This is a genomic window from Peribacillus asahii (genome assembly GCF_004006295.1).
In the GTDB taxonomy this organism is placed as follows: Bacteria; Bacillota; Bacilli; order Bacillales; family DSM-1321; genus Peribacillus; species Peribacillus asahii_A.
Window position 1 is genome coordinate 1,148,339 of the sequence record NZ_CP026095.1, and the last position, 24,911, is coordinate 1,173,249.

At 36.9% G+C, this 24,911-nt stretch carries 24 protein-coding genes and 1 other annotated feature; of the genes, 18 read left to right on the forward strand and 6 right to left on the reverse strand.

The genetic code is table 11. The features are described from left to right. Positions 1 to 68: 68 nt before the first annotated feature. Positions 69 to 1,916, reverse strand: coding sequence for a helix-turn-helix domain-containing protein (locus BAOM_RS05740; RefSeq protein ID WP_127759448.1), 1,848 nt, complete (start codon positions 1,914 to 1,916; stop codon positions 69 to 71). A 492-nt stretch (positions 1,917 to 2,408) separates the two neighbouring features. Between BAOM_RS05740 and BAOM_RS05745 the strand changes: the two genes are divergently transcribed. From BAOM_RS05745 to BAOM_RS05790, 10 genes are all read left to right on the forward strand, one after another. After that, positions 2,409 to 3,656, forward strand: coding sequence for an MFS transporter (locus BAOM_RS05745; RefSeq protein WP_127759449.1), 1,248 nt, complete (start codon positions 2,409 to 2,411; stop codon positions 3,654 to 3,656). Between the two features lie 360 nt (positions 3,657 to 4,016). Next, complete coding sequence (locus BAOM_RS05750; RefSeq protein ID WP_127759450.1) at positions 4,017 to 5,459, forward strand: MFS transporter; 1,443 nt, start codon at positions 4,017 to 4,019, stop codon at positions 5,457 to 5,459. A 44-nt stretch (positions 5,460 to 5,503) separates the two neighbouring features. Continuing rightward, positions 5,504 to 6,700, forward strand: a complete 1,197-nt coding sequence (locus BAOM_RS05755; RefSeq protein WP_127759451.1) for a M20 family metallopeptidase — start codon at positions 5,504 to 5,506, stop codon at positions 6,698 to 6,700. Between the two features lie 41 nt (positions 6,701 to 6,741). After that, the gene (locus BAOM_RS05760; RefSeq protein WP_127759452.1) at positions 6,742 to 7,017 is read left to right on the forward strand and encodes a hypothetical protein; all 276 of its coding nucleotides are present in this window, start codon (positions 6,742 to 6,744) and stop codon (positions 7,015 to 7,017) included. 104 nt (positions 7,018 to 7,121) lie between these two features. After that, positions 7,122 to 7,634, forward strand: a complete 513-nt coding sequence (locus BAOM_RS05765) for a MarR family transcriptional regulator (RefSeq protein ID WP_127759453.1) — start codon at positions 7,122 to 7,124, stop codon at positions 7,632 to 7,634. 19 nt (positions 7,635 to 7,653) lie between these two features. Continuing rightward, positions 7,654 to 7,877: a binding site (T-box leader), on the forward strand. Between the two features lie 42 nt (positions 7,878 to 7,919). After that, on the forward strand, positions 7,920 to 9,167 hold the full coding sequence (gene tyrS / locus BAOM_RS05770) for a tyrosine--tRNA ligase (protein WP_127759454.1): 1,248 nt from the start codon (positions 7,920 to 7,922) through the stop codon (positions 9,165 to 9,167). Between the two features lie 151 nt (positions 9,168 to 9,318). Further along, entirely contained in the window at positions 9,319 to 10,062 is a 744-nt protein-coding gene (locus BAOM_RS05775) for an amidohydrolase family protein (RefSeq protein ID WP_127759455.1), read from the forward strand. 276 nt (positions 10,063 to 10,338) lie between these two features. After that, the gene (locus BAOM_RS05780) at positions 10,339 to 11,361 is read left to right on the forward strand and encodes a homoserine dehydrogenase (protein WP_127759456.1); all 1,023 of its coding nucleotides are present in this window, start codon (positions 10,339 to 10,341) and stop codon (positions 11,359 to 11,361) included. 382 nt (positions 11,362 to 11,743) lie between these two features. Further along, complete coding sequence (locus BAOM_RS05785) at positions 11,744 to 12,610, forward strand: metal-dependent hydrolase (RefSeq protein ID WP_127759457.1); 867 nt, start codon at positions 11,744 to 11,746, stop codon at positions 12,608 to 12,610. A 303-nt stretch (positions 12,611 to 12,913) separates the two neighbouring features. Continuing rightward, the gene (locus BAOM_RS05790) at positions 12,914 to 13,684 is read left to right on the forward strand and encodes a TerC family protein (protein ID WP_127759458.1); all 771 of its coding nucleotides are present in this window, start codon (positions 12,914 to 12,916) and stop codon (positions 13,682 to 13,684) included. Between the two features lie 258 nt (positions 13,685 to 13,942). On the opposite strand, the gene BAOM_RS05795 is transcribed toward BAOM_RS05790, so the two are convergent. After that, positions 13,943 to 14,476, reverse strand: coding sequence for a GNAT family N-acetyltransferase (locus BAOM_RS05795; protein ID WP_127759459.1), 534 nt, complete (start codon positions 14,474 to 14,476; stop codon positions 13,943 to 13,945). A 183-nt stretch (positions 14,477 to 14,659) separates the two neighbouring features. Further along, a complete protein-coding gene (locus BAOM_RS05800; protein ID WP_127759460.1) occupies positions 14,660 to 15,088 on the reverse strand; it encodes a MarR family transcriptional regulator in 429 nt (142 codons plus the stop codon). A gap of 131 nt (positions 15,089 to 15,219) precedes the next feature. On the opposite strand from BAOM_RS05800, the gene BAOM_RS05805 reads away from it, so the two are divergent. From BAOM_RS05805 to BAOM_RS05815, 3 genes are all read left to right on the forward strand, one after another. Then, positions 15,220 to 15,720, forward strand: a complete 501-nt coding sequence (locus tag BAOM_RS05805) for a CarD family transcriptional regulator (protein ID WP_306821296.1) — start codon at positions 15,220 to 15,222, stop codon at positions 15,718 to 15,720. A gap of 175 nt (positions 15,721 to 15,895) precedes the next feature. Further along, positions 15,896 to 16,459 carry a TetR/AcrR family transcriptional regulator gene (locus BAOM_RS05810; RefSeq protein ID WP_127759461.1) on the forward strand — a complete coding sequence of 188 codons (564 nt, stop codon included), beginning with the start codon at positions 15,896 to 15,898 and terminating at the stop codon, positions 16,457 to 16,459. Beyond that, positions 16,460 to 17,905 (forward strand): DHA2 family efflux MFS transporter permease subunit, encoded by a 1,446-nt coding sequence (locus BAOM_RS05815; protein ID WP_127759462.1) that lies wholly within the window; start codon positions 16,460 to 16,462, stop codon positions 17,903 to 17,905. It begins immediately after the preceding gene. Positions 17,906 to 18,117: 212 nt separating this feature from the next. Here the strand turns inward: BAOM_RS05815 and BAOM_RS24235 are convergent, their stop codons facing one another. Then, the gene (locus BAOM_RS24235; RefSeq protein WP_164853144.1) at positions 18,118 to 18,291 is read right to left on the reverse strand and encodes a hypothetical protein; all 174 of its coding nucleotides are present in this window, start codon (positions 18,289 to 18,291) and stop codon (positions 18,118 to 18,120) included. Between the two features lie 272 nt (positions 18,292 to 18,563). Here BAOM_RS24235 and BAOM_RS05820 point away from each other — a divergent pair, with 272 nt between their 5' ends. The 5 genes from BAOM_RS05820 to BAOM_RS05835 all read left to right on the forward strand — a co-directional run bounded on the left by BAOM_RS05820 (position 18,564) and on the right by BAOM_RS05835 (position 22,403). Beyond that, on the forward strand, positions 18,564 to 18,815 hold the full coding sequence (locus tag BAOM_RS05820) for a DUF1292 domain-containing protein (protein WP_252283212.1): 252 nt from the start codon (positions 18,564 to 18,566) through the stop codon (positions 18,813 to 18,815). Positions 18,816 to 18,889: 74 nt separating this feature from the next. Beyond that, positions 18,890 to 19,045 carry a hypothetical protein gene (locus tag BAOM_RS24240; protein WP_164853145.1) on the forward strand — a complete coding sequence of 52 codons (156 nt, stop codon included), beginning with the start codon at positions 18,890 to 18,892 and terminating at the stop codon, positions 19,043 to 19,045. Between the two features lie 299 nt (positions 19,046 to 19,344). After that, complete coding sequence (locus BAOM_RS05825; protein ID WP_127759464.1) at positions 19,345 to 20,508, forward strand: DUF4317 domain-containing protein; 1,164 nt, start codon at positions 19,345 to 19,347, stop codon at positions 20,506 to 20,508. 405 nt (positions 20,509 to 20,913) lie between these two features. Continuing rightward, the gene (truA, locus tag BAOM_RS05830; RefSeq protein WP_119118039.1) at positions 20,914 to 21,651 is read left to right on the forward strand and encodes a tRNA pseudouridine(38-40) synthase TruA; all 738 of its coding nucleotides are present in this window, start codon (positions 20,914 to 20,916) and stop codon (positions 21,649 to 21,651) included. A gap of 239 nt (positions 21,652 to 21,890) precedes the next feature. Then, on the forward strand, positions 21,891 to 22,403 hold the full coding sequence (locus BAOM_RS05835; RefSeq protein WP_127759465.1) for a DinB family protein: 513 nt from the start codon (positions 21,891 to 21,893) through the stop codon (positions 22,401 to 22,403). 267 nt (positions 22,404 to 22,670) lie between these two features. Here the strand turns inward: BAOM_RS05835 and ahpF are convergent, their stop codons facing one another. Together ahpF and ahpC are read right to left on the reverse strand one after the other, a co-directional pair. Continuing rightward, entirely contained in the window at positions 22,671 to 24,200 is a 1,530-nt protein-coding gene (ahpF, locus tag BAOM_RS05840; protein WP_127759466.1) for an alkyl hydroperoxide reductase subunit F, read from the reverse strand. Positions 24,201 to 24,213: 13 nt separating this feature from the next. Continuing rightward, positions 24,214 to 24,777: an alkyl hydroperoxide reductase subunit C gene (gene ahpC / locus BAOM_RS05845; protein ID WP_127759467.1), complete on the reverse strand. Its 564-nt coding sequence runs from the start codon at positions 24,775 to 24,777 to the stop codon at positions 24,214 to 24,216. Positions 24,778 to 24,911: the final 134 nt, after the last annotated feature.

A 24,911-nucleotide genomic window follows, 5' to 3' on the forward strand; every position in this document is an offset into this window, starting at 1 on the left:
GTGAATTATCTATTATATAAAAGATTTAAGTGATACTGATGATTTGGATTTTCTTTTTTATCGAATTTCTACATTAAGTTTCCCGGCTCTGTTAATGAACCAAAAAAGGTTTTATAAAGATAGACCGCCAGCTGTACTTTTAGGTAATCCTCGTAATGGCTAAAGTCCATATCTAGAATATCCTCAATTTTCTTAATGCGGTGATAGAGCGTATTTGTATGGATATGAAGTTCCTTAGCGGTAGAAGTCATGGAACGGTTATTTTGTATATATGTGAAAAGTGTATGCAGAAGTTCGTCCTTTTTCTCCTGACTTGTCCATAATAGGGAAAACGTCTCACGCAGAAATGAATGGATTTCTTCAGGGGGATGGTGCAAAAAAAGGATGCTAATTCCAATATCCCTATAATGAAGAACGCCTTTTTTCTTTTGGTTTTTCAAGTGAAGAAGGGCTTTTTCTGCTTTTACATGATTTTCTTCGGCTTGTCCAGGATAGTAATGTCCTGTGCTAATTCCTGCTCGAGCTACTACCGTAAACCGTTCGTTCCACCACTTTATGCTGCTTTCGATTATTTTTGTAATATATGCTTCGCCGACAGCATCCCGGGCAGAAGAAAAAAAGGTGATTTTATTATTGTAGCTAAAAAGAAGACTGTTTTCTAAAGTTATTTTCTCTTTCAAATGTGTTAGAAGAAGCAATGCATCGTTTTCAAGAGAGCGCAGATCGACGTTTCCATCTAATTCAATTAAAGCTGTTTGAAGAAAATAATGATTATCAATTCCTAATTCCTTTGCAGCAATCTCAGCCTGCTGAGGATTTTTTATTTTTAGAAACTGTTGATATGTTTCGTAGGTTTTCTTATACATGATTTCAGTCTGTGATCTAAGTTTCATAATTTCAAGAGAAAGAATAGGTGCTCCTTGTTCGATGATAAGTTTGTCGAGTTGTGATAGAGGGGCGCTTCCTTCTACTATCAGACAACCTAAGAAAACGGAGCCTGATCTAATCGGATAAATATAGCAATCAATATGAATGGTGTCACAGATTGATACATAAGCTGGCTCAATTTTATTAGTAAAGAAAAAGAAAATATCATCTATTCTTTCAGCGAAATGTTTAATGTGTTGTGGAATGTAATTGCCTTCGAGATAATCCGCATAGACAAGATTTCTTTCCATCAGTTTATTCATTTCTATGATAATAGCTTTTAATCCTTTGTTCTGAACGGATAACTTCGTAAGGTGATTGTGGATTTCTGTTCGCTTTTCTAACAGCGCATTCGTTTCTTGGAGCCTTTGTGATAAATGGGTGACTTCATCTAGGTTTTTCTGCACTTCTGTGTGAAGTTGGGCATTATGAAGTGCGATAGCTGCTTGGGAAGCGAAGCTTTGTAAGAGAAGGAGATCCGTTTCGCTGAGACCATCTTCTATATCAAAGCAATGAAATGTCATAACGCCAATCCGTTTTGTTCCAAATGAAACGGGGACGGCTAAGATAGACTTAATATTTTGGCTATTAGGGTGTGCCTTATTAAGGATATCAAGATTTTCTTTGCTTAAATCGCTCATGCTATTATAAATCTTTTCACTTGTAGTAATTAGCCTTACACAGCCGTCTCTGAAAACTTTCCCTGTAATAGACTCACCGATATTTATTTTAAGGAAGCTGATGTTCTCGTTAAAGCCAACATAGGTCTTTATAATCAGTTTATTCGAATGCTCATCATACATTTGTATATAGCCTGCCTCTGCTGTTTCGACTATTTTTAAGGCAAAATGCATGATTTTTTTTAGTACTTCATCCAATTCGAGAGTTGAGTTCATTGCTTGGAAGCTTTCCATTAAATTCATTACGTGATACTGCGCCTTTTGATTTTCTAGACTTAATTGTTGAATAAGTGCTTCTTTTCTTTCCATATTCTTGCCCTCCATTGTTGATATAAACAATTGATGTGCACTATCATTGTTTGATTACACATTGACCGATATGTATGAAATTATATAATATTTAGTAAATAACCAAAAGTGACAAAAATCACTTTTTTGAAAGCGCTTTCCACTAAATGGGAATGAAGTTTGGTGGAAAAACTTACAAGGAATTAGAAAATAAAATTGAAGATCTCTTTTACTACTAGATGAGGCGCCGCTGCTTGGTTAAAAGGAGCGAAACTGGAGAAAACGGTTGCGTACAGCGCTGATTTTGAAGCATTGCCAATTCGGGATAAAAAGACTGTTCTCTCGGCTGCACTGCTTGGAGCAGCATATTTAGTAAAGTAAAGTAGCACTTTGCGTTACACGCATTGGTGAAAAGATTATAGGAATTAACTAATATTAACATATTGTAAGGGGAAATTAGACTGTTTGATTTTAGTTAAGATTAATAGTTAACTTTAGGAGGAGGACATTAATGTGCAAAACAACCAAATTAATAATAAAAAGAGGCATGTGATTCTTGCACTGCTATTTTTAGGATGGTGCTTGTCTTATCTTGATAGGATGGCAATGAATGTTGGGATTGTGGAAATTGCAAAAGATTTTAATCTTAGCCCTTCTGTTATGGGGGTTGTGCTGAGTAGTTTTTTTGCTGGCTACGCTTTAATGCAATTGCCTGGAGGCTGGCTTGCTGATAAATTCGGATCCAGAAAAGTAATTGCTATTGCTATTTTGTTTTGGTCAATATTTACCGTTTTGACAGGAATGGCTTGGTCTCTTATGTCTATGATTATGATTCGGTTTATGTTCGGTCTCGGAGAAGGAGCATATCCTGCAGCAAGCTCCAAAGCAATCGCTGATGTTTTTCCTAAAGCAGAGCGAACTAGTGCTCAGACAATTATGATGTCCTCCAATTCACTTGGTGGAGTGATTGCTCCTTTAATTGCTACGCCGTTACTTGTGTGGATTGGTTGGCATAACCTCTTTATCACCATAGGTATATTAGGTGTTTTTGTTGCAGCTTTACTTTGGTATTATTTAAGTCCGAAAAATATGCAGGTCGAAACAGTTGAGGAAGAAACGGTTCAAAAAGCTTCTTTTAAAGATGTTTTAAAAATTCGGACAAGCTGGCAGTTGGCCATTATGTGGTTTGGAGTAAGTACAGTCGTATGGGGCCTTATTTCATGGATGCCTCCTTATCTTGTAAATGTGAGAGGTCTTGATTTGATGTCTATGGGGATGCTGACGTCAATTCCTGCACTTGCTGGGGCTGTCGGTGTTATTATTGGCGGACAACTTATTAAGTCTTTATTAAGCGGCAAAGAAAAATATCTTGCAATTGTAAGCTTTATCATCATGATTGTATCTCTTTATTTGTTATTCAACGCACCGTCTGTTTCACTAGTTATTACGTATCAAGCTATATGTATGTTTTTTCATGGCCCAATTGTGGCTATCATATTTAGCCTTCCGCATAAAATGTTCTCAAAGAACGTTATTGGGTCTACATTTGGGATGATTAATCTTGGCGGGATGATTGGGGCATTCCTTGCACCAATGGTTATGGGCTATTTAATTGAAGTTTTTAATGGATTATATGTATCCGCATTCATGTATATCATTGCCTGTGCTGTTTTAGGTATCTTTGCGGCAGCGGGGCTTATCACGAAAAAGAATCTTTCAAGCGAAGCTCATGAGGGGACTCGCGACGAAACAGTTATATAATTAAGTAAAGTCACGTTTGTTCAGAGGCTGGGTGTTTGTCCATTTTGATAAAAAGTCTAAAAACTCATAATGTACCTAGTAAATCGAATTGATTATGAAGTTCCTGACCAGGATCTAATTTTAGTATAGTAAGTGAACCAACTTCATTTAATCTTCCGCAAACAGGCGCACTTCTTAAGTAAGGAGGCGTCTTCTTTTTATAAGAATAAAGCCAGTGGGTTTGCGGAAAAAGGGAATTTTCACTTTAGTATAGTTGAAGATTTATTTGATTTATTTTTTGAGATTATCTTGAAAGTAATCTGCAAATGATAAATAAAATAAATAACTCCCTTTACCTAAATGAATAATGGAGGTTCACCTATGGAAACAGCAAGTTATAAAGGCACAAATAAAATGATTATTGGTATTGTGTTTGGGGTTATCACTTTTTGGCTCTTTGCTCAGGCAATGGTCAATGTTGTTCCGGCCGTGCAGAAAGATTTAGGCATTTCACTTGGCACATTAAATATTGCAATCAGTTTAACGGCTTTATTCTCGGGAATGTTTATTGTTGCTGCTGGTGGGTTAGCAGATAAAATTGGTCGAAAGAAAATGACGTATATCGGGTTAATCCTAAGCGTTATCGGCTCGTTGTGCCTTGTATTAGCACAGGGATCTGTTTTATTGATCATTGGTCGTGTCATTCAAGGACTTTCAGCGGCATGTATTATGCCTGCAACAATTGCGTTAATGAAAGCTTATTTTGAAGGGGCAGAACGTCAGCGTGCTCTTAGTTTCTGGTCCATCGGATCTTGGGGCGGATCAGGAATTGCTTCTTTCGCCGGTGGTGCAATTGCAACTTATATGGGCTGGAAATGGATTTTCATCTTTTCTATCATATTCTCTTTACTCGGTATGTGGCTGATTAAAGATACTCCAGAAAGCAAAGGTGAATCAACAGGTGCTTTTAAATTTGATTACACTGGATTAGTCATTTTTATCATCACAATGCTTGCTCTAAATATTTTGATTACTTTTGGTGCAGATTTAGGCTGGACAAGCCTGCGTACAATCGGTCTTGTCATTGTTACAATCATTGGAGCAATTGTTTTCTTCAAAGTTGAAAAAAGTAAAAATATAGTACTCATTGACTTTTCTTTATTTAAAAATAAACCATATTCTGGTGCAACTTTCTCTAATTTCTTGTTAAATGCGATTGCTGGAACTCTTGTTGTAGCAAACACTTATGTGCAAGTAGGTAGAGGATTTAGTGCCTTTCAATCAGGAATGCTATCATTAGGGTATTTAGTAGCAGTGTTAGCAATGATTCGTGTCGGAGAGAAAATTTTACAAAGAGCAGGCGCAAAATCACCAATGATTTGGGGGGCTCTCATTACAACAGTTGGTGTAGCTATTATGGGATTAACTTTTTTATCTGATGTTATATATACAGTGGTTGTCTTTATTGGATTTGCTTTGTTTGGACTTGGATTAGGGATTTATGCGACTCCATCAACAGACACATCTGTATCTAACGCACCTTCAAACAAAGTCGGTGAAGCTGCCGGAATCTACAAAATGGCAAGCTCACTTGGCGGAGCGTTCGGTGTGGCGATTTCAGCAACTGTTTATAGTTCAATTGCAGCGGTTGGTAGTCTTGAAATCGCAGCTACTGCAGGGATTATCGTAAACGTAATATTCGGTGTACTTTCTATTCTTTCCATTATGTTTATGGTTCCTGGAGATACTGGAAAAAAAGCAATCGAAAAATCATCTAAACAAATAAGAAAGCCAAATCCTAGTCAACCAAATCCAATTCATTAAAGAATTCGGAGTATTCATTTCGAACAGTTAGAGGGGATTATTGAATGTTATTAGATGAACTAATGAAAAAATTAGATGAAAAAAAGGATCGTATCATTGAGATTCGCCGTTATCTACATGAACATCCAGAACTTTCTTTCCAAGAAGAAGAAACGGCTAAATATATCAGCGATTTTTATACGGACGTGCCAGTGGATTCAGTTGAAACAAACTTCGGTGGTGAGCGTGGTGTCGTTGTAACCATTAAAGGTTCCAAGCCTGGAAAAACCATTGCTATTCGTGCTGATTTCGACGCCTTACCAATCAAGGAAGAAACGGGGCTGCCTTTTGCATCCAAAAACGAAGGGGTTATGCATGCTTGTGGTCATGATGGTCATACAGCATACATGTTGGTGTTAGCTGAGACATTAGCTGAGTTTAAAGATCAACTAAAAGGTACGATTCGAGTTATTCATCAACCAGCAGAAGAAGCTCCTCCAGGCGGTGCGATCGGTATGATTAAAGCGGGTGTCCTTGATGGTGTAGATGCAATCATTGGAATTCATGTAATGAGCAACATGAAAACAGGTCATATTTATTACAGAAGCGGGAACACCCAAACAGGAAGATCCTATTTTAAATTAGTTGTTCAAGGGAGAGGTGGACATGGATCATCACCTCATCTAGCCAATGATGCTATTGTTGCAGCAAGCTCATTCGTCATGAATTTACAAACAATAGTCAGTCGTCGAATCAATCCATTTGATACAGCTTCCGTTACCATTGGTAATTTTGATGGAAAAGGTACATTTAACGTAATCAAAGATGCCGTTACAATTGAAGGAGATGTTCGAACAATGTCTCCCGAAACTCGGGAAATTGTAGAAACCGGGGTGCGTGCGTTTGCGGAAGGATTAGAAAAATCATATGGAGTAAAATCTACTCTTGAATATAACAATGATTATCCTGTTCTATATAATGATCCTGACGTAACGGAGCATGTACATCAAGCTCTAGAACAAGCTTCCATTCCAGAAGTAGAAGCGGTTTTGGAGACACCGCCACAGCCGCCTTCAGAAGATTTTGCTTACTATCTTGAAAAAATACCAGGATGTTTCTTCTATGTCGGTGCTTGTCCTGAGTCAGGTGAAGCCTATCCGCATCATCATCCTAAATTTGATATCAATGAAAAAAGCCTTATCATTAGTGCTAAAGCTATGGCTGCTGTTGTAGCTTCTTACTGTGATGGGAGTGAGAAGTAAGAGGATTTCCTCTGAATAAAGAAAATAAAAATAGCCCCATTATGGAATATTTAATTTCCTCAATGGGGGCTATTTGTTATTATTGTAGAAATATTTATGTGAAAGTTCATTATCAATGTCATAAATTATCCCTTGTGCATCAAGGCTTTTTAGACATAGATTTACTGGTGGGCAAAGGAGAAGAGGAAGAGTACGCTGAATCAGAAGTAACAAAAGTTTTGAGTTGCCCTGGAGAAAGAATAGTTGAAAGTCCAGCCTTTTTCTTTATTCAAGTAATCAAACAAGTTAAGAGAAGGTGGTTTAATCCTTCAAAATGAATTGGGGATATATTTGTATGAATGACTATGTTGCATTCTTTTATTTTTTTTGTTAATATCGTTTCATAGCTAACGATTATGAAAATTTAAAGAGGTGAGTCATTATTCATTTATTTAATGAGGATGGGGAACTGCTTCCTGAAGAAATAGATACGATTAATCGGTTAACTAAAATCCCTATTGATTCGTTAAATTTAGACGCGATTGCTGTGGTTACAAATATCTATCGGATTGCTCAAGGATTAAGAAATAAGATGGAACAGGAAGTTTTATCTGAATATGGATTATCATGGACGGCATTTTCTATGCTATATGATTTATGGATTTGGGAATCAATCGAGACCAAAAAATTAGCCGAGTCAGCAGGTGTTTCAAAAGCTACAGTTAGCAATATTACCAAAACACTCGAACGGAAAGACCTATGTTATAGAAAAAGTGACAACAGGGACAGAAGAATAACTTATCTTGTGTTAACAGATAAGGGAAAGCAAGTGATGGAGGATCTTTACCCAAGGTTCCATAAAGGCGAAGTAGAGATTGTTTCGGGTTTGTCTGTCGATGAACAAAAGAGTGTGACAAACCTGCTTAGAAAAGTCATTCGAGAAAATCATTTTTGATGATCGACAATAAAATATTGAAAAAGCAATGACGGGAAATCCAGTAGTAGTTATCTCCCTGTTATATAGAGAGTCGATGGTTGGTGTAAATCGACACAAAGATAACACGAATTACATTCCTTGAGCTTTCTTTGTGAAACAGACAGTAGCAAAGAACGGATGAAACCGTTATACGTTAGAGTGGAAGGATTATATCCTTCAATAAGGGTGGTACCGCGTGCAAAGTTAAACCACGTCCCTTTTTTGGGATGTGGTTTTTTTATATTTATTTTAGGAGGAACGAAGATGAGTAATGTACTAGCACAATTAAACGAGGAACAACGAATAGAAGTAAAGAGACAAATGGCTATTTACAGCCAAGGCGTACAAGATATTATTCCAAATGAAGAGTTAGAAAATAAAATTGCAAAGTCCATTTTAGAGAATAAACCATTAAAAATAAAATTAGGCTTAGACCCTTCTGCTCCAGATGTGCATCTTGGACATACTGTGGTACTTAACAAGATGAGGCAGTTTCAAGAAAATGGTCATATTATCCAGCTTATTATTGGTGACTTTACTGGGAAGATTGGAGATCCAACAGGAAAATCAGTGGCTAGAAAACAATTAACGGATGAAGAAGTGAAGCATAATGCCAAAACATACTTCGAACAATTTGCAAAGGTTATAGATATGGAAAAAGTTGAGCTGCATTACAACTCTAAATGGTTATCTCAATTAAACTTTGAAGATGTCATTCAACTTGCAGGAAAAATAACCGTAGCAAGGCTTTTAGAGAGAGATGATTTTGAAGAACGAATTGCCTTTGGGAAACCAATTTCTCTGCATGAATTCTTTTACCCATTAATGCAAGGATATGATTCCGTGATATTAGAATGTGATATAGAACTTGGTGGAACAGACCAGCATTTCAACATTTTGATGGGTAGACATTTTCAGGAGAAGTTCGGAAAAGAGAAGCAAGTAGCCTTGTTAATGCCATTATTAGAAGGGCTTGATGGTGTCGAGAAGATGTCTAAATCAAAGAAAAACTACATCGGTATTGATGAGAGTCCACAAGAAATGTACGGAAAAGCGATGTCCATCCCAGATGAATTAATGAATAAATACTTCGAATTAGTAACAGATTTTACTCCTGAGCAAATTCAGTCCGTGAAAGGTCAAATTGAAACAGGTCAATTGCACCCAAGAGATGCAAAAATGTTACTTGGTAAGACAATCGTTAGAATGTACCACGGAGTAGAAGCAGCTGAAAAAGCAGAACAGCATTTTATCTCAGTTTTCCAACAAGGGTTATTACCTGATGAGATTCCAGCAGTAGTATGGGATGGAAACACAGAAGTCCCTGTCATAGATGTACTTGTTGAATTGCAATTATTAAGCTCCAAAAGCGAAGCCAGAAGAATGATTGAAAACAGAGGGGTAAAAATAAACGGAAATAAGGTAGAAGATACGAGGCTGCAAGTTTCGATTACCGATGGACTAATCATACAAGTTGGGAAACGCAAATTTGTAAAAATTAAAACATTATAAAGTACGATATAAAGGTACGGCTTAAAGTTGTACCTTTTTTCAGCCTTGTTAGTTTAGTTCAATAAGGTAAAGTTATGAATTTTTATAAATAACCTATAATTTTCTTTATGTACTGGAGCTGATATGTTAAAGAAAAGAAAGGGGAATGACAATGAGAATTTTTGATGCACATTTTCATATTATTGATTTTGATTTTCCAATTATCGAAAACCAAGGATATTTGCCGCCTAGTTATGTTGTAGAAGATTATCAAAATGAAACTGCTGATTTAAATGTATTAGGTGGAGCTATTGTATCAGGGTCATTCCAAGGGTTTGATCAAGAATATTTATTAAAGGCACTAAAACAACTGGGCTCAACATTTTGTGGCGTAACACAATTACCTTTTACAGTGACGGACGAAGAAATACTACATTTAAATGAGAATGGGGTAAAAGCATTACGCTTTAATATTAAAAGAGGTGGTTCAGAAGATTTATCGAAGCTGGATTACTTTGCTAGAAGAGTTCATGATTTAGTAGGATGGCATAGTGAGCTTTATATTGATGCAAAAGAGTTACCCGAAATTGCATCTACTATTGAAAAATTACCGGCTATATCAATCGACCATTTAGGATTATCAGAAGAAGGATTACCGCATTTATTAAAATTAGTTGATAAAGGCATACACGTAAAAGCAACAGGATTTGGACGTGTGGAACTAAATGTTGAAAATGCTTTAAAATCCATATATGAGACAAATCCAGATGCTCTTATGTTTGGAACAGATTTACCATCCACAAGAGCAAAAAGACCTTTTGAGTATGGAGATATTGAATTGATTCAACAGTTATTTGATGAACAAGCTACGGATAAAATCCTGTATACGAATGCTTTCAAATGGTATTTCAAGTAATGTAGCTTTTATTAGATTTGGAATACACTTAAAGTACGGGGAGCATTAGTTAAAGCAGAATTAAGTGATTGTAGGTTGGAGAACTTCTTATAGTTATTCCATTGAAGGATGCTGATCTTCAATAAGATATTTCTTTTTACATTACTGAAGAATTGGGTGGATTTTAATTCAGAGGTATCCTTAACGTTGTTAACCTGCGTTTTGCTAATGGTACCCGATACTTTAAAAGTTTAGGGGAGAATTATATATTTTTTTAAAAAATAAAAGGAGATTTCTATGCAGAAGAAAATCATATTAACTGGGTATGGCACCGTTGCAAAAGAGCTAATCAAACTGATTATTCACAATGGAGCTTCGATGAAAGAAAAATACGGATTTGACTTACTCGTAACTGGAATCGTTGGCAGTAAAGGAATGATTTACGAAGAAAAAGGAATCAAGCTTGAGAGCTTGATGGATTTCGGAACGGGTTCGGAAGCACTTTTGAGATATTCGGAATATTTCAAGCTCCCTTTTACTGAACCAATTTTTCAAGGAGATGTCTTGATCGAGTGCTCTCCGACAAATATAGAAACGGGAGAACCAGCACTTGGCTATATTCAGAAATCTATCGTGAATGGGATGGATATTGTCTCTGTTTCAAAAGGAGCACTTGTAAAGTCATTCAATGAAATTAAAACACAAGCAGCCAAGTATGGTAGCCGATTAAAATACAGCGGCGCAACCGCCGCAGCCTTACCAACGCTTGATATAGGAGAATATAGTTTAGCAGGATGCACGATTACTCGTATTGAAGGCATTTTAAATGGAACCTCCAATTTCATTTTAGCAAGCATGAGCGAGAACAATTTATCTTTTGAAGAAGCGCTAAAAATTGCACAGGAAAAAGGAATTGCGGAAGCAAACCCTGCTCTAGATGTGCAAGGATTTGATACGGCTTGCAAAATTCTCCTCCTCGCTAATGGATTTTTCGGAAGCAGCTTATTGATGGACGATGTAAAAATTAAAGGCATTGAACAAGTCACTAAGGAAGACATTCAGGAAGCTAAACAAAATGGCCGTACACTTAAGCTTCTAGCTAGTGCTTACAAAGAAGCTGGGAATGTAATCGTAGAAGTAAAACCATGTCAGCTCGAAAGTGAGCATCCTTTAGCTCATGTCAATGGAACAAATAAAGGTATCGTCTTTGAAACAATCGAAATGGGGGCCGTTTGTGCAACTGGAGGAGCATCCCACCCAAGAGGAGCAGCAGCGGCAACATTAAAGGATGTCATTAATCTATATAGAGAAATGAATTAGACCTGTTCCGATTTCGATAGTATTTTTTAGCAGGCAAGCTAGGAGTGGTTGTTCGAAAAGCAGGATCAGCAAGGGATGGTTACATGAAAGTGGGAATCTAAATTTATTGAAATGTGGTTCTATTAGGGAAAATTGTTACTTATTCCAGGAAAATATATTACACTTGCCCAAGTTCATAAAGATTGGCCAAAAAATCATTAGATTTCTCTTAAGATTGTGAAATATTATACTTAAAGTAACGGGAAGTGGTTGTTCAATTAGAGCAATCGCTTCTTGTGCTAATGGGTGCAGGGTAGTTGAAGAAGGAAATGGTTCTATTATGTCGAATTAAGGGTGATGCAGAAGATTTTGCAAAACATCATTGTTTGTGGAGGAAATAGCTTTGGATACTATTACACACACACTTTTTGGACTTTCATTATACGGTTCAATTCAGAAAGATAAGATGGATAGAAGGACAAAAATGGCTTATTTATTCACTTCTGTTGGAGCGAGTCAAATTCCTGATAGCGATGTGATTTCTCAACTATGGGATACAGAAGGGCTTTATCAAATGTGGCATCGCGGCATTACTCACTCTATTTTTCTTACACCGATATGGGCTTTATTATTCTATGTCCTATGTCTGCTTTTCTTTAAAGTGAAGGATAAGCGGTTATTTTTTCTGGGATGGCTTGCGGTAGTTATTCATAATACCAGTGATTTGTTTAATGCTTGGGGGACGGGGTATCTTGAACCATTTTCTCAAACAAGAATTACATTTGGAACCATCCCGATTATTGATTTTGTTTTCTGGGTTATCATTGGCAGTGCTTATTTTTTATCAAAGAAGACGACGATTCTGAAGAAACCTTATTATTTTCGCGCAGCTTGGTTCTTAATAGTTCTTCATGTTAGCCTGCAAAGTGTACAAGGGTATTATTACTATCAAAAGTACAATCAAGATTGTGAGCAAATTGCTTTATCAGCCGGTTTTATCCCTACTACCTTTCAGGTCATTACTAAACAAGAAGGAGTCGTAACCATCTTTCAGGATGGAATCTTCCAACGTAAAGAAATCCAATATGTACTTGAATCTAAAGAGGATGCAGACCTGGATTATTTATTCTCAAAAAGCCCAAAAGCCAAGACTCTCTACCAATGGTCACCATTTGTAGTCATCATTGATGATGATAAACAACTCGGAATTTATGATCCGAGATTCTACCGAAACGGCCAATCCTTCCTCTATGAATACATTACACATTAACGTTTTCATCATTTGTACTACTCATTACCTTAACAAGTTTGTGAACCGTAAATTTAACAAATGCTTGGAGCTGCTATGTAGCAGCTTTTTTTGCTTATTAAACAAAAGGGCGCAGAATAGCCGAAGAACCACCCGAAACATATGATATTTGCAGTATTTGTTTTTTGTTGAAATGATAACAAATAGCGTACAGAGAAGAATATGGATACATAATAAAGCCATATTCTTTAGGGTTACCTGTAGCTTATAAGGGCATTCTATTGTTAGTGAAACTTTCAACATATTTAGAAAGGAGAGAGGTGGATGGAATCAATCTGGCTAGAGTATGCGTGGACATTGTTAATTCTAATTGGATTAGAAGGATTGTTATCGGCTGACAATGCCCTTGTACTAGCGGTTATAGCCAAGCATTTACCTGAAAGTCAGAAAAAAAAAGCTATAAATTACGGAATTATTATGGCCTTCGTTTTCCGATTTGCTGCACTTTTTGCCATTTCTTTTATCGCAAACGTCTGGCAGGTTCAGGCGATAGGAGCAGCTTATCTTCTTTACTTAGGTTTAAAGCATATCATTCAGGCCCGGTTCGGGAAAGAAAATGAGAATATTCATAAGGACGATGAAAAGGAATCCGCCGGGAAAGGTTTTTGGCCCACAGTAGGGAAGATTGCTGTAGCTGATCTCGCTTTTGCGATTGATTCGATTCTAGCTGCGGTTGCTCTTGCCCTTGGTCTTCCAGATTCACCGCTTGATGACTTTGGCGGCATGGATGGAGGACAGTTTATTGTTGTTGTTCTTGGAGGGCTTGCTGGTCTTATCTTGATTAAGTATGCAGCAACCTGGTTTGTGCAACTTCTCGATAAACGTCCAGCATTGGAAACGACAGCATATGCAATTGTTGCCTGGGTCGGTGTCAAACTTGCTGTCATTACTCTTGCCCATGAGGATATTGGTATCTTAGATCATCATTTTCCTCACAGTACCGCTTGGACTCTGATTTTCTATGGAGTATTAGTTGGTATTGCTCTAATCGGTTGGTTTGCACCGGGCAATAAGTCGGTAAATCCTAAAAGGTGACAAAGAATTCATGCGTATAAGCCTATATGAGGTTTCCGTTAAACACTGGTACTTTTTTCGCCGCTCTTGGGAAAGCGGATTTTTGTGGCTTATAGGTGTCTATCGGGTGCGTTGATTTAAGTAGGATGAACGCACTTTTTCATGGAACGTCACAGTTCAATGAGAAAAGTATATATGTTTAGTTGATTATACGTTAATTAAAAAAGGCTGTCCTCGGGACAACCTTTTTTAATTAATGCCTAATCATTCATCTAGGTTTTATTCTGAAAAAGATTTTGAATACTGAACGACACCTTGTACATTTTCAAGAGAATTCTTTGTTAATTCTAGAGCCATAAATACTTCATCAGGAACCTCAAATGGAGCTTGTATATTCCAGAAGCTCGCCGGTTTAAAACCAAACTTTGGATAATAGTCTTTATGTCCTAAGACAATTACTGAACTAAACCCGTGCTCTTTTGCGTTCTTTAATGCAGCATGAATTAATTGACTCCCAATTCCTTTTTTCTGATAATCAGGCGCAACAGAAACTGGAGCAAGTGCCAAAGAATCGACAGCGTTATTACTATCTACAATTTTTATTTTAGATAAAAGAATATGACCTACAATGTCTTTTTCTTGATTTAATGCGACTAATGAAAGTTCAGGAATAAATGCATCTGATTTTCTAATCCGATTTACAAGTACGTGTTCTTTCTTGTCGCTATATTCTTCATGTAAAAAGGCTTTTTTAACAATTTCTTCAGTCGTATTATATTCTTCAGTGAGTTCTTGTCTAATTAAGATATCCATTTATAGTCCCCTATTCTTTTTGGTGAATGACACCTTTTTTATATCTATAAATGGCACTTCCTTAATGCACGAAGTCATTAAGAAAGTTTACTCCCCCAGCTCTAAACATAAGTTTAACAAACAAAAACCTCCAATTTAGTATGTACTCATTTTATAGAGTGATGTTATCGGGGTCAACCTCGACTATAACCCCCAGTCTAGCTTTAAAATATCGTTAAGAATTTGAAATTTCTCAAACCCAATTTTATCGATGATTTTTTTTTCGAGATTTGCCTTTAAGGCTTCATTTTTCTCATAACATTCTTCGCCTAGTTGAGTTAACTGTATACACTTATCTTTTTTGTTGTTTTCTAAGCTGCTAACTGTGACTAATCCCTTTGATTCAAGTCTTTTTATGAATTTATGTGTTGCTTGCCGAGAAATGTCAACATGTTTTGTGACATACGAAATAGTTGGCCGCTTTTTATAAATTCTTGCCATAATAAACCATTCAGAATTCGATATATATATGTCACTAGTATCATTCCACAATTTCTCAGTAATACTTCGAAGTTGAACATGCCGCTCGCTTAATGAGTCAATGAAATCTAAGTTTTGCAATTCTAAATCCAACTACTTCACCCCATTTATTTTCTTCAGTTATTATACGAAGGTCTTTTTATATTGTCAACAAGGTTGACGATTTGTAAGGAGTATAATAAACTATTTTGTAAACCATGTTGACAATTATAAAGATAGGAGTAATGATGATGTTTAATATTGGAGATATGATTATCTATTCAACACATGGATTAAGTCAAATTGATGATATATGTGAAAAGACTTTTTCTAATGTAACTAGAACCTATTATGTTTTGCGTCCTCTTGCAGAATCAAGTTTAACAATAAGTACCCCCGTCGATAATGATAAAGTAGTTATGCTTAAGTTGTTGAGCCGTGAAGAAGCGGAAGAACTTCTACAATCCTTTAAACTTCCGGGGACGAGCTGGATAGAAGATGTTAAAAAACGTAATAAGAACTATCGAAGTATGGTGAACACAGGGAATCGCAAGGAGATTGCTCAAATAGCTAATACGTTGATGCGGAAAGAACGTGAACTCAGCCTGAAAAAACAGAAACTTTATGATCAAGATCGCAAGCTTTTACATACCATTCAAAAATTATTATTTAAAGAGATATCAGCGTGTTTGGATACTTCTGTTGAAGAAATATTGGAGCAGGTTAACGATATGATAAATGAGTAGTGTAGACTTACCAATAATACTAATTAGTTTGAATATACTAAGAACGTGTTTTAATCAAAATTCATGTTGAACTTTTTAGTTAATAAAAAATTTATAAAAAAAAAGCTTACATCATAGAAAAAAATTTTGTTATAGTAAAACAGACCGGTCGGTATGGTGGAGGTGTACGACGGAAATGGATACAAAATCGCTGATAATCGACATCGCGACAACTCTTTTTCAGCAAAAAGGATATAAGGGCACAGGATTAAATGAAATCTTAAAAGTATGTAATATTACAAAAGGTTCGCTCTATCATCATTTTCCGAATGGAAAAGAAGAATTACTCATTGCTTGTCTTCAGTCAATGGAAGAAGTAATTACTACAGACATTGAGGATATTTTCAAACGAAATCAAAGTACTCAAGAAGCCATACAGGCAATGATTGAGAAATTAGTAACTAACTTTGATCGAGAAAGCACGCTTACTGGTTATACATTTAGCAGCATGGTCAGTGAGATGGCATCACTAAATGAACCAGTCCGAAATGCTTGTTTGGGCCTTTACACAAGGATTCAAGGGATTTATTCGAACAAGTTAGTAGCAGATGGGTTTTCAACAGAAGCGGCTCATTCGATTGCCCTTATGATGACGGCTTCTATTGAAGGTGGAATGATGCTTTGTTTAACACAAAAATCAAGTGAACCTCTCAAAATTATTTCTCATGTATTACCCAATTTATTGAAGGAGAATGGATAAATGAAACAACAACTCAAGGCCGACTCGATAACGGAGCAACAAACGAAAACAGAGTCGGAAACGAAACAACAATTTAAAACAGGACCAATTATGGCTGCTCTTTTAGTGGCAGGTTTTGTCGGACTTTTTAGTGAAACAGCCTTAAATATTGCCTTAGGACAATTAGGTCAATTATTCCAAGTGGACCCTACAACCATCCAATGGCTAGCAACAGGGTACTTTTTAACATTAGGGATTTTAATACCAGTAACAGGTATTTTGATGCAAAAATTCACAACAAGACAAATGTTTTTGACTTCTATCATGCTAACTATTATCGGTACAGTTCTCGCAGCAACAGCGCCCTCATTTGGAGTTTTATTAGCGGGACGTATTATTCAAGCGGCGGGATTAGCGATCAATTTACCTCTAACACAAAATGTTATTTTTGCGATATATCCACCGCATAAACGAGGCGGCGCTATGGGAGTTATGGGCTTAGTTATGTTAGCTGGTCCAGCATTAGGCCCAACAATAGCAGGACTTATTTTAGATACATTATCATGGAGCTGGATTTTCTGGGTTCAAGTACCTTTCTTACTGTTTTCTCTTATTTTCGGATTCATGTATTTACCGAATGTTAATGAAGTACGCAAAGTTTCAATTGATGCATTATCTGTTATTCTTTCGACGATTGGATTTGGCGGTATTGTTTACGGATTTAGTGTATCTGGTGTTAACGGTTGGACGAGTTCAACGGTTCTTGGTTCCATCATTATTGGACTCATCGCAGTCATTCTTTTTGCGGTTCGTCAAATGAAAATGAAGACTCCTATGATGAATTTAAGAGCATTTAAATATCCAATGTTCGTTCTTGGAGTGTTTATGAGCTTTATAACATTCTTCAATATGTTGTCTATGCTTGTTATTTTACCAATGTATATGCAACTTGCCTTATTAATCGCCGCATTTACAACAGGTCTTATCCTTTTGCCAGGCAGCCTACTGAACTGTGTATTAGCTCCAACCATTGGTCGTTTATTTGATAAATATGGACCAAAAGCAGTAATCACGCCTGGAACCATTCTAGTAGCCATCGCTTATGGCATCTATTCACAATTTGGTACAGAAACGGCGTTATGGATGGTTGTAGTTACTCATATTGTCATGATGTTAGGGATTGGAGCGGTGCTTGCTGCAACACAAACAAATACGCTGAATTCTCTTCCGAGACAGTATTATCCAGATGGAATCGCGATAACTCAAACGATTCAACAAGTAGCTGGTGCTGTTGGTATTGCAGTAATGGTATCGGTTTTATCAGCTAAACAAACGAGTTACCTAGCAACAACTGCGAATGAATTACCGCAAGCAGCCGCAGCGGGATCATCATTTGTGTTTACAATCGGTTTAATATTAGCGGTCATTAATTTTGTATTGTCGCTATTCATGAAAAAGCCCAATTAACTTGAAGGTAAAAGCTTAACAGAAAAAAGTTATTCCTTACGGGATAACTTTTTTCTGTGTAGTTAAAGAAAGACAAAGGCTCCCTAATGTGATGGATAGCAGTCAATCTAAATATAGAAAGAGAGCTTGTAATATCTATTTGGGAGTGGCTTTAAATAGTTAAATAACCCCCTGTTAGGTGCGACTGACTCCTAAGTTACGGGCTTTTGCGGTTATTTGGATTTTCCTTTCCTCATTGCTTTGTCAAGTAATGCAGCGTTTTCTAAACCATTATCACTAAATGCGTTATCGCTGTTTAAGTTATTATCGATTGATCCTTCATCCATACTATCATTCAATTGGCCTTGAGATTTCGTTATTTTATTGTCATTGTTAACTTCCGGCATAAAATTTCCTCCTTTTAAATATCACGAGATCGAAAGTTCATTCCGAACATCTCTTTTATGCGTCTTTGGGTATTTTTACTTTATCCATTTTGCTCCCTAAAAATGTATATAAAAACTGAATGTTTAACAGGCTATGACAGAGACATTAATTTATAGGGATTTTTGTCGGGGGAATACCCATTTTTAGTCAATAATTAGGAGTGTAATTACAGTCTTTTCGAATTTTCATTTAATAACTGTTCTTTTAAGAATTTTATTGAGGTGAGATGTTCGTGCGTGATGACCATAGAGATTATATAACCGTTGAGGATGAGAAAGGTAACCGTAAAGATTATGCGATTGAGGCATTATTTGATATGAAGGAAGAATCTTATGCTCTCCTAAAAGGAGAAGAAGAGACGATTGTCATGAAAGTCGAGGGAGAAGAGGGGAACCAATATTTATTAGGTATATCGGATCCTTTAGAAAGTGAAGCGATTTTGGATGCATACCAGATTGCGGTCGAAAATGCACAGGACAGATAAAGGAGATTTGATTTAGGATACTTGTAAAAGGTATACCATAATCGAAACAAAATGAAAAGGAGGATGATTATTTTATGAAAAGTCAGCGAATCCCGGAACATAAACTAAATGTTACACACACAGTTGGCCAAGCTCTTGAAAATATGGTGAACAATGTGTCATCTAATATAATTGATAAGGAAAAAACACAATTTACAACATCACAGGTTCATTCAAACGAAGTGAAGTAAATCTTTCAACTTAAGAAGAATCACCGCTAATAAGTGATTATTTACATTAAACACCTTCCGAACTTGCAACGGAAGGTGTTTAATGTTTATAGAACAAGATGTAAAAAATTAACCATGGAATTGAGTTTTCCAGGTTCAAGTACCTTCCTTACTGTTTTCTCTTATTTCCGGTAATTAATTTTGTATCGTCTTTACTTCCGAAAAAGCTTAATTGAAAAAATAGAAATAGAGAGTAGGAGTTGTCTAGCTTTCCTATTTTCCTGTCTGAACAGTATAATCAGGAATAGGAGTTGAGATATATGAATAAAAAAGACATTGCTAATATTAGAAAGCAATTTAAAGTAGATAACGACCATCTTATGAATATTCGTGAAATCTTTAATGTGTATGTTAGGAAAGAATCAGGTGAGATTTACCATCATGTCAGTCAACCATTTCAAATGTTAGAACAGGAAGCACAAGAATTATTTTTGGCCAACTTTAAAAAGGTTTTAACGGGTCAGCTTGATGCCAAACTGTTTGAGCTGAAATTTCAACGAGATGTGGAAGGCAGCACACAAATGATTCTCTTCGAAGGATTACAGGCGGACACAACAGAAGATTGGAAAGAGAACATGCTGCAAATTGTCGGGAAAATGTTTGCTCATGCTGCTTATGAATTTGATACGGTCGTGACGTTTATTCGAGGGGAATATCGAAAGCCGACTCGGAAACGGGATTTGGAATCTGGAGAAGGCGGGGATGATGCAGTCTATTCCAACGAGTTTATCCTTTGCAGTCTCAATAAAACCGATCAGCCGAAAAAAACCTTGGTGTTTGATTATATAGAGAGAGAATTCAAACCGAATAATCTATTTGATCCAATTGTTAATTTAGAGTCTCCATTATCAGGCTTTCTATTTCCTGCTTTTAATGACAATGCTGCAGATGTAAATCATATTCTATATTGTGCAGGGAAAGTGAATCAACCAGATGAACGATTTATTGCAGAGGTTCTCAATTGTGAAGACATTATTACTGCCGCTGAAGATAAGGACGGCTTTGAACAAATCTTAAAAAATGTGATCGGAGACGAAGTGGATTCCAGAGTCATTTCCAATGTCTATGAGGAAATCGATAAGGTGGTACAGGAGAATAAAGAAAATGAAGAAAGTGAACCTCCTACATTGGATTATCGGGACATTGAACGCATTTTAGAGGTGAGCGGGGTCGAAAATGTGGACACTGCAAAAGTGGAACATGCCTTCAAAGCTGTAGTGGATGACGAAAAACATGAATTCAAGGCAAGCAGTTTACTTCCTAAATTGATTAAAATCAATACGAAGGTGGCAGATGTATCCGTAAGCCCGAAAGACCTAAAAAATATAAAATATATTATGTATCAAGGAAAACGGTGCCTACTGGTGGAAATCGATGAAGATGTAATTGTGGAAGGATTTCGACTGGAATCGGAGACACTTTAATAGGTTTCACGGACAAGTTCTTTGATTCATTACATGATATAGTAATGAATGTTAGTTGGTTCTCTATAAATGGTAGGGGCCAACTTTTTTGTTTTAGGGTTCGGTGATTTCATTAAACGTTTACTGAAGATAGAATGAAAATCTTTTGAATGTTTCCTTCGTTGCATGACATCGGCCTCTTTGGTACACTATGCAGAAGTGCTTTTTACACTGATTGTTAGGATGTATCCACAAATCATATAGTAAAGTTCTTGTAAGCAGTGAGGTGCCCCGAATGAAACCTGAAAATGGGGAGCGGGGAAACTTTGAAAACATATTACATACACAGTGCACTAATAACTTAACAGTTTGATATGGTTTCTCATATAGCAGGAGTTATGTGGGAGATAGAATAAGGAGGAAGCCATGAATAATTATAAAATGACCATTCAATATGATGGCGGGCGCTATAAGGGCTGGCAACGTCTTGGTAATAGTGACAATACCATTCAAGGAAAAATAGAAAATGTGTTAACCGAACTGGTAGGAGAAAATGTTGAAATCATTGGGTGCAGCAGAACCGATGCCGGTGTACATGCTCTTGCTCAAATAGCTAATTTTAAGACGGATAAAAATCTGACTGAATCGGAAGTCATGAATTATTTAAATAGATATTTACCGCAAGATATCAGCGTTGTGGAGGTTACGCTCGTTCCTGAACGTTTTCATGCGCGTTATAATGCTAAAGATAAAACGTATTTGTATAAGATTTGGAATGAACACTACACCCATCCTTTCATGCGAAAGTACAGTATGCATGTGGAGCAGGAGCTAGATATCGCAAGAATGAGAAGAGCTTGTCAATATTTTATAGGTAAGCATGACTTTACTGCTTTTTCAAATGCAAAGTCTAAGAAAAAATCCATGGTGCGTGAAATATATTCTATTAATATAGAAGAAACTGATGGCTTCATCCAAATTAGAGTGCGGGGAGATGGATTTCTTTATAATATGGTTAGAAAGATTGTCGGAACGTTGATAGAAGTTGGCTTGGGTGAAATAGATGCTGAAAACATCCCAAGTATTTTAGATTCAAAAGAAAGAATCCAAACAGGCCGTATGGCAGATGCAGCCGGGTTGTACTTGGAAAAGATTGATTTTTAGACCGAATATAATGCAGTGTGCGCAAATGTCCTTCATTGCTTATACTTATTAAAGAGTGTTTGAAAAATTGAGAGGATGAAGGTTGCTACTTAAACTCCCTCGGATAGATCCATATTACTCGTGAATGTTCGCTAGCGGCGCAGAATAGTGAAATGAAAATCAAAGAATACTTTTCAGCGTCGAGAATATATACAAAATAGAACTCTGAGTACTCACTTTCTGGTGAAGGGAGAAATTTCATGAGTAAGTCAGTAAATGAAAATCTGTATGAAACAAGAAATCATTTAGTAAAAGAAATTACTTTATTAAGCTATGATCAATTTAATATGAGGCCTGATATGAATAAGTGGAGTATAGCACAAGTTTGTCATCATTTAGTTTTAGTGGAAAAGGCATCTACTAAGGCTATTGCATGGGGATTAAAAGAGATTGATAGTACTCAAAAAGAACGTAAAAAAATTCACCTCATATTGGATAGAACGAAAAAGATTAAAGCTCCAAAAATTGTTGAACCAGATATAGAACCATTTGAGGTTCAGCAAATAATTGATTTGTTAAGCGATTCGAGAAAAGAATTGATGACTTTTCTTAGTACTGTAGAAGATACATCCATATTGAAGGGAAAATCAGTGAAGCATCCGGCCTTTGGTGAATTACCGCTTGATCAATGGATAGAAATGATATATTTGCACGAACAAAGACACATAGAACAAATAAAAGAGATAAAATTAATTTTAGATGCGAAGAACTAAACGTAAGGTTATAAATGGATTCTTTGATAAAGTTTCAAACAATAAAAGAAAGTCCCTTTACTATCAGTTTGATAGTAAAGGGACTTTCAAAAAGTATACATATCAGATTATTTATCCCACTCTTAACGGGCAGTAAGACCCCCACCTCAAGGTTCAGAGTGAACAAGGAAGCTAGGTGGGGGACAACTGCCCGTAAAGGTCCGATTGGTTCAACTAACCATCAGTGGGGGATGAAGTAAAACCCCCACTGATGGAAGTTTCACTTTATTAATTGCGGATTAGATAATCGAAAGCACCTAAGGCCGCAGTTGCACCTGATCCCATAGAAATAATAATTTGTTTATATGCGCTATCTGTACAGTCACCTGCAGCAAATACGCCAGGGATGTTTGTTGCACCGTGTTTATCGACTACAATCTCACCCATGCGAGTACGTTCAATCGCTTCACCTAACCAGTCGGTATTAGGTACAAGGCCGATTTGAACGAATACACCCTGCAATTCAATATGATGAACTTCTTCAGTCTCGCGATCCATGTAAGAAATACCGTTAACTTTGTCAGTACCAGTAATTTCTTTTGTTTGAGCATTTTTTAGGACCGTTACATTAGGCAGACTATAAAGGCGTTCTTGGAGTACAACATCAGCTTTTAGCTCTGAATTATACTCAAGAACTGTTACATGTTTCACAATACCTGCCAGATCAATTGCTGCCTCAACACCCGAATTACCGCCGCCAATTACAGCTACGTGTTTTCCAGCAAATAATGGACCATCACAGTGAGGGCAGTATGCTACACCTTTGTTTTTGAACTCCGCTTCACCTGGTACACCAACATTACGCCAACGAGCACCTGTTGAAAGGATGACGGTTTTACTCTTTAAAACAGCACCGTTTTCAAGCTCAAGTTCAATGAAGTCTTTCTTTTCTAAACGCTTGGCACGTTGTAAATTCATGACATCAATGTCGTACTCTTTCACATGTTCTTCAAGACTTGCTGCGAGCTTAGGGCCTTCCGTATAGTTCACACTAATAAAGTTCTCAATGCCCATAGTGTCCATAATCTGACCGCCAAAGCGTTCAGCAACAATGCCTGTGCGAATGCCTTTACGTGCTGCATAGACAGCTGCGCTTGCACCAGCTGGCCCGCCTCCGACAACAAGCACATCGAATGGATCCTTATCGGCGAATTCTGATGCGTCAGGAGTACTTCCCATTTTGGCAAGGATTTCTTCAAGCGTCATACGACCGCTGCCGAATGATTCCCCATTTAGGAACACCGTTGGTACGGCCATGATGTTTTTGCTTTCCACTTCTTCTTTAAACGCTGCACCATCAATCATGGTATGTGTAATGCCAGGGTTAAGAATACTCATCAAGTTCAGTGCTTGTACAACATCAGGACAGTTGTGACAACTCAAGCTAATGTAAGATTCAAAGTGATATTCACCTTTAATGCTTTTAACTTGATCAATGACTTTCTGATCAACCTTCGGAGCTCTTCCGCTCACCTGCAAGAGAGCTAATACTAATGAAGTAAATTCATGTCCAAGAGGGATACCAGCAAAAGTTACCCCAGTGTCCTCACCGATACGATTCACACTAAAGCTCGGCGTTCTCTGTAATGGTGTTTTTTCTACTTTAATATTGGATGACATAGTGGCTAATTCATCTACTAAAGCCAACATGTCTCGAGATACGTCATCAGATTCTGCGCTAACTTTGAGCAGCACATCGCCCTCCATTAGTTGAAGATATTGGGCTAACTGTGCTTTTATATCTGCATCTAGTAACATTTAATTGTACTCCTTAAATCTTTCCTACAAGATCAAGGCTTGGTTTAAGTGTTGCAGAACCTTCTTGCCATTTTGCAGGACAAACTTCACCCGGATTGTTGCGAACATATTGTGCTGCTTTAATTTTGTTAACAAGAGTGCTTGCATCACGGCCGATACCGTCAGCATTGACTTCGACTGCTTGGACAATACCATCTGGATCGATGATGAAAGTACCGCGGTCAGCAAGACCTTCTTCTTCGTTTAGTACATCGAAGTTACGAGAGATTTTTTGTGAAGGGTCACCGATCATAACATATTCGATTTTGCCAATAGCTTCTGAGTGATCGTGCCATGCTTTATGTGTGAAATGAGTATCTGTTGAAACAGAATACACTTCAACTCCAAGTTCTTTTAGAGTAGCATATTCGTTTTGAAGGTCCTCAAGTTCAGTAGGGCATACGAATGTAAAGTCTGCTGGATAAAAGCAAACTACGCTCCATTTTCCTTTTAGGTTTTCTTCAGTAACTTGGATAAACTCACCGTTATGATAAGCTGATGCTGTGAATGGTTTTACTTCTTTTCCAATTAGAGACATGATTAAAATTCCTCCTAGAGTGTGTTTTTTAAGAATTGATAAATAGATAGTTTAGAACATATAGTCAAAACTTTAAAACCAATGATAATCTTAATTTCTTTTAATCATTATTAGTTAACTATAATAATTCTAAT

What these genes read in the sequence shown, in the direction of transcription:
- BAOM_RS05755 (WP_127759451.1), top strand. Translation starts at nt 5,504, where the DNA reads ATGTTATTAGATGAACTAATGAAAAAATTAGATGAAAAAAAGGATCGT.
- BAOM_RS05795 (WP_127759459.1), bottom strand. Translation starts at nt 14,476, where the DNA reads ATGGATATCTTAATTAGACAAGAACTCACTGAAGAATATAATACGACT.
- BAOM_RS24240 (WP_164853145.1), top strand. Translation starts at nt 18,890, where the DNA reads ATGAAAAGTCAGCGAATCCCGGAACATAAACTAAATGTTACACACACA.
- truA (WP_119118039.1), top strand. Translation starts at nt 20,914, where the DNA reads ATGAATAATTATAAAATGACCATTCAATATGATGGCGGGCGCTATAAG.
- BAOM_RS05790 (WP_127759458.1), top strand. Translation starts at nt 12,914, where the DNA reads ATGGAATCAATCTGGCTAGAGTATGCGTGGACATTGTTAATTCTAATT.
- BAOM_RS05825 (WP_127759464.1), top strand. Translation starts at nt 19,345, where the DNA reads ATGAATAAAAAAGACATTGCTAATATTAGAAAGCAATTTAAAGTAGAT.
- BAOM_RS05775 (WP_127759455.1), top strand. Translation starts at nt 9,319, where the DNA reads ATGAGAATTTTTGATGCACATTTTCATATTATTGATTTTGATTTTCCA.
- BAOM_RS05805 (WP_306821296.1), top strand. Translation starts at nt 15,220, where the DNA reads ATGATGATGTTTAATATTGGAGATATGATTATCTATTCAACACATGGA.
- BAOM_RS05750 (WP_127759450.1), top strand. Translation starts at nt 4,017, where the DNA reads ATGGAAACAGCAAGTTATAAAGGCACAAATAAAATGATTATTGGTATT.
- BAOM_RS05760 (WP_127759452.1), top strand. Translation starts at nt 6,742, where the DNA reads ATGGAATATTTAATTTCCTCAATGGGGGCTATTTGTTATTATTGTAGA.
- BAOM_RS24235 (WP_164853144.1), bottom strand. Translation starts at nt 18,291, where the DNA reads ATGCCGGAAGTTAACAATGACAATAAAATAACGAAATCTCAAGGCCAA.
- ahpF (WP_127759466.1), bottom strand. Translation starts at nt 24,200, where the DNA reads ATGTTACTAGATGCAGATATAAAAGCACAGTTAGCCCAATATCTTCAA.
- BAOM_RS05780 (WP_127759456.1), top strand. Translation starts at nt 10,339, where the DNA reads ATGCAGAAGAAAATCATATTAACTGGGTATGGCACCGTTGCAAAAGAG.
- BAOM_RS05815 (WP_127759462.1), top strand. Translation starts at nt 16,460, where the DNA reads ATGAAACAACAACTCAAGGCCGACTCGATAACGGAGCAACAAACGAAA.
- BAOM_RS05740 (WP_127759448.1), bottom strand. Translation starts at nt 1,916, where the DNA reads ATGGAAAGAAAAGAAGCACTTATTCAACAATTAAGTCTAGAAAATCAA.
- BAOM_RS05835 (WP_127759465.1), top strand. Translation starts at nt 21,891, where the DNA reads ATGAGTAAGTCAGTAAATGAAAATCTGTATGAAACAAGAAATCATTTA.
- BAOM_RS05810 (WP_127759461.1), top strand. Translation starts at nt 15,896, where the DNA reads ATGGATACAAAATCGCTGATAATCGACATCGCGACAACTCTTTTTCAG.
- ahpC (WP_127759467.1), bottom strand. Translation starts at nt 24,777, where the DNA reads ATGTCTCTAATTGGAAAAGAAGTAAAACCATTCACAGCATCAGCTTAT.
- tyrS (WP_127759454.1), top strand. Translation starts at nt 7,920, where the DNA reads ATGAGTAATGTACTAGCACAATTAAACGAGGAACAACGAATAGAAGTA.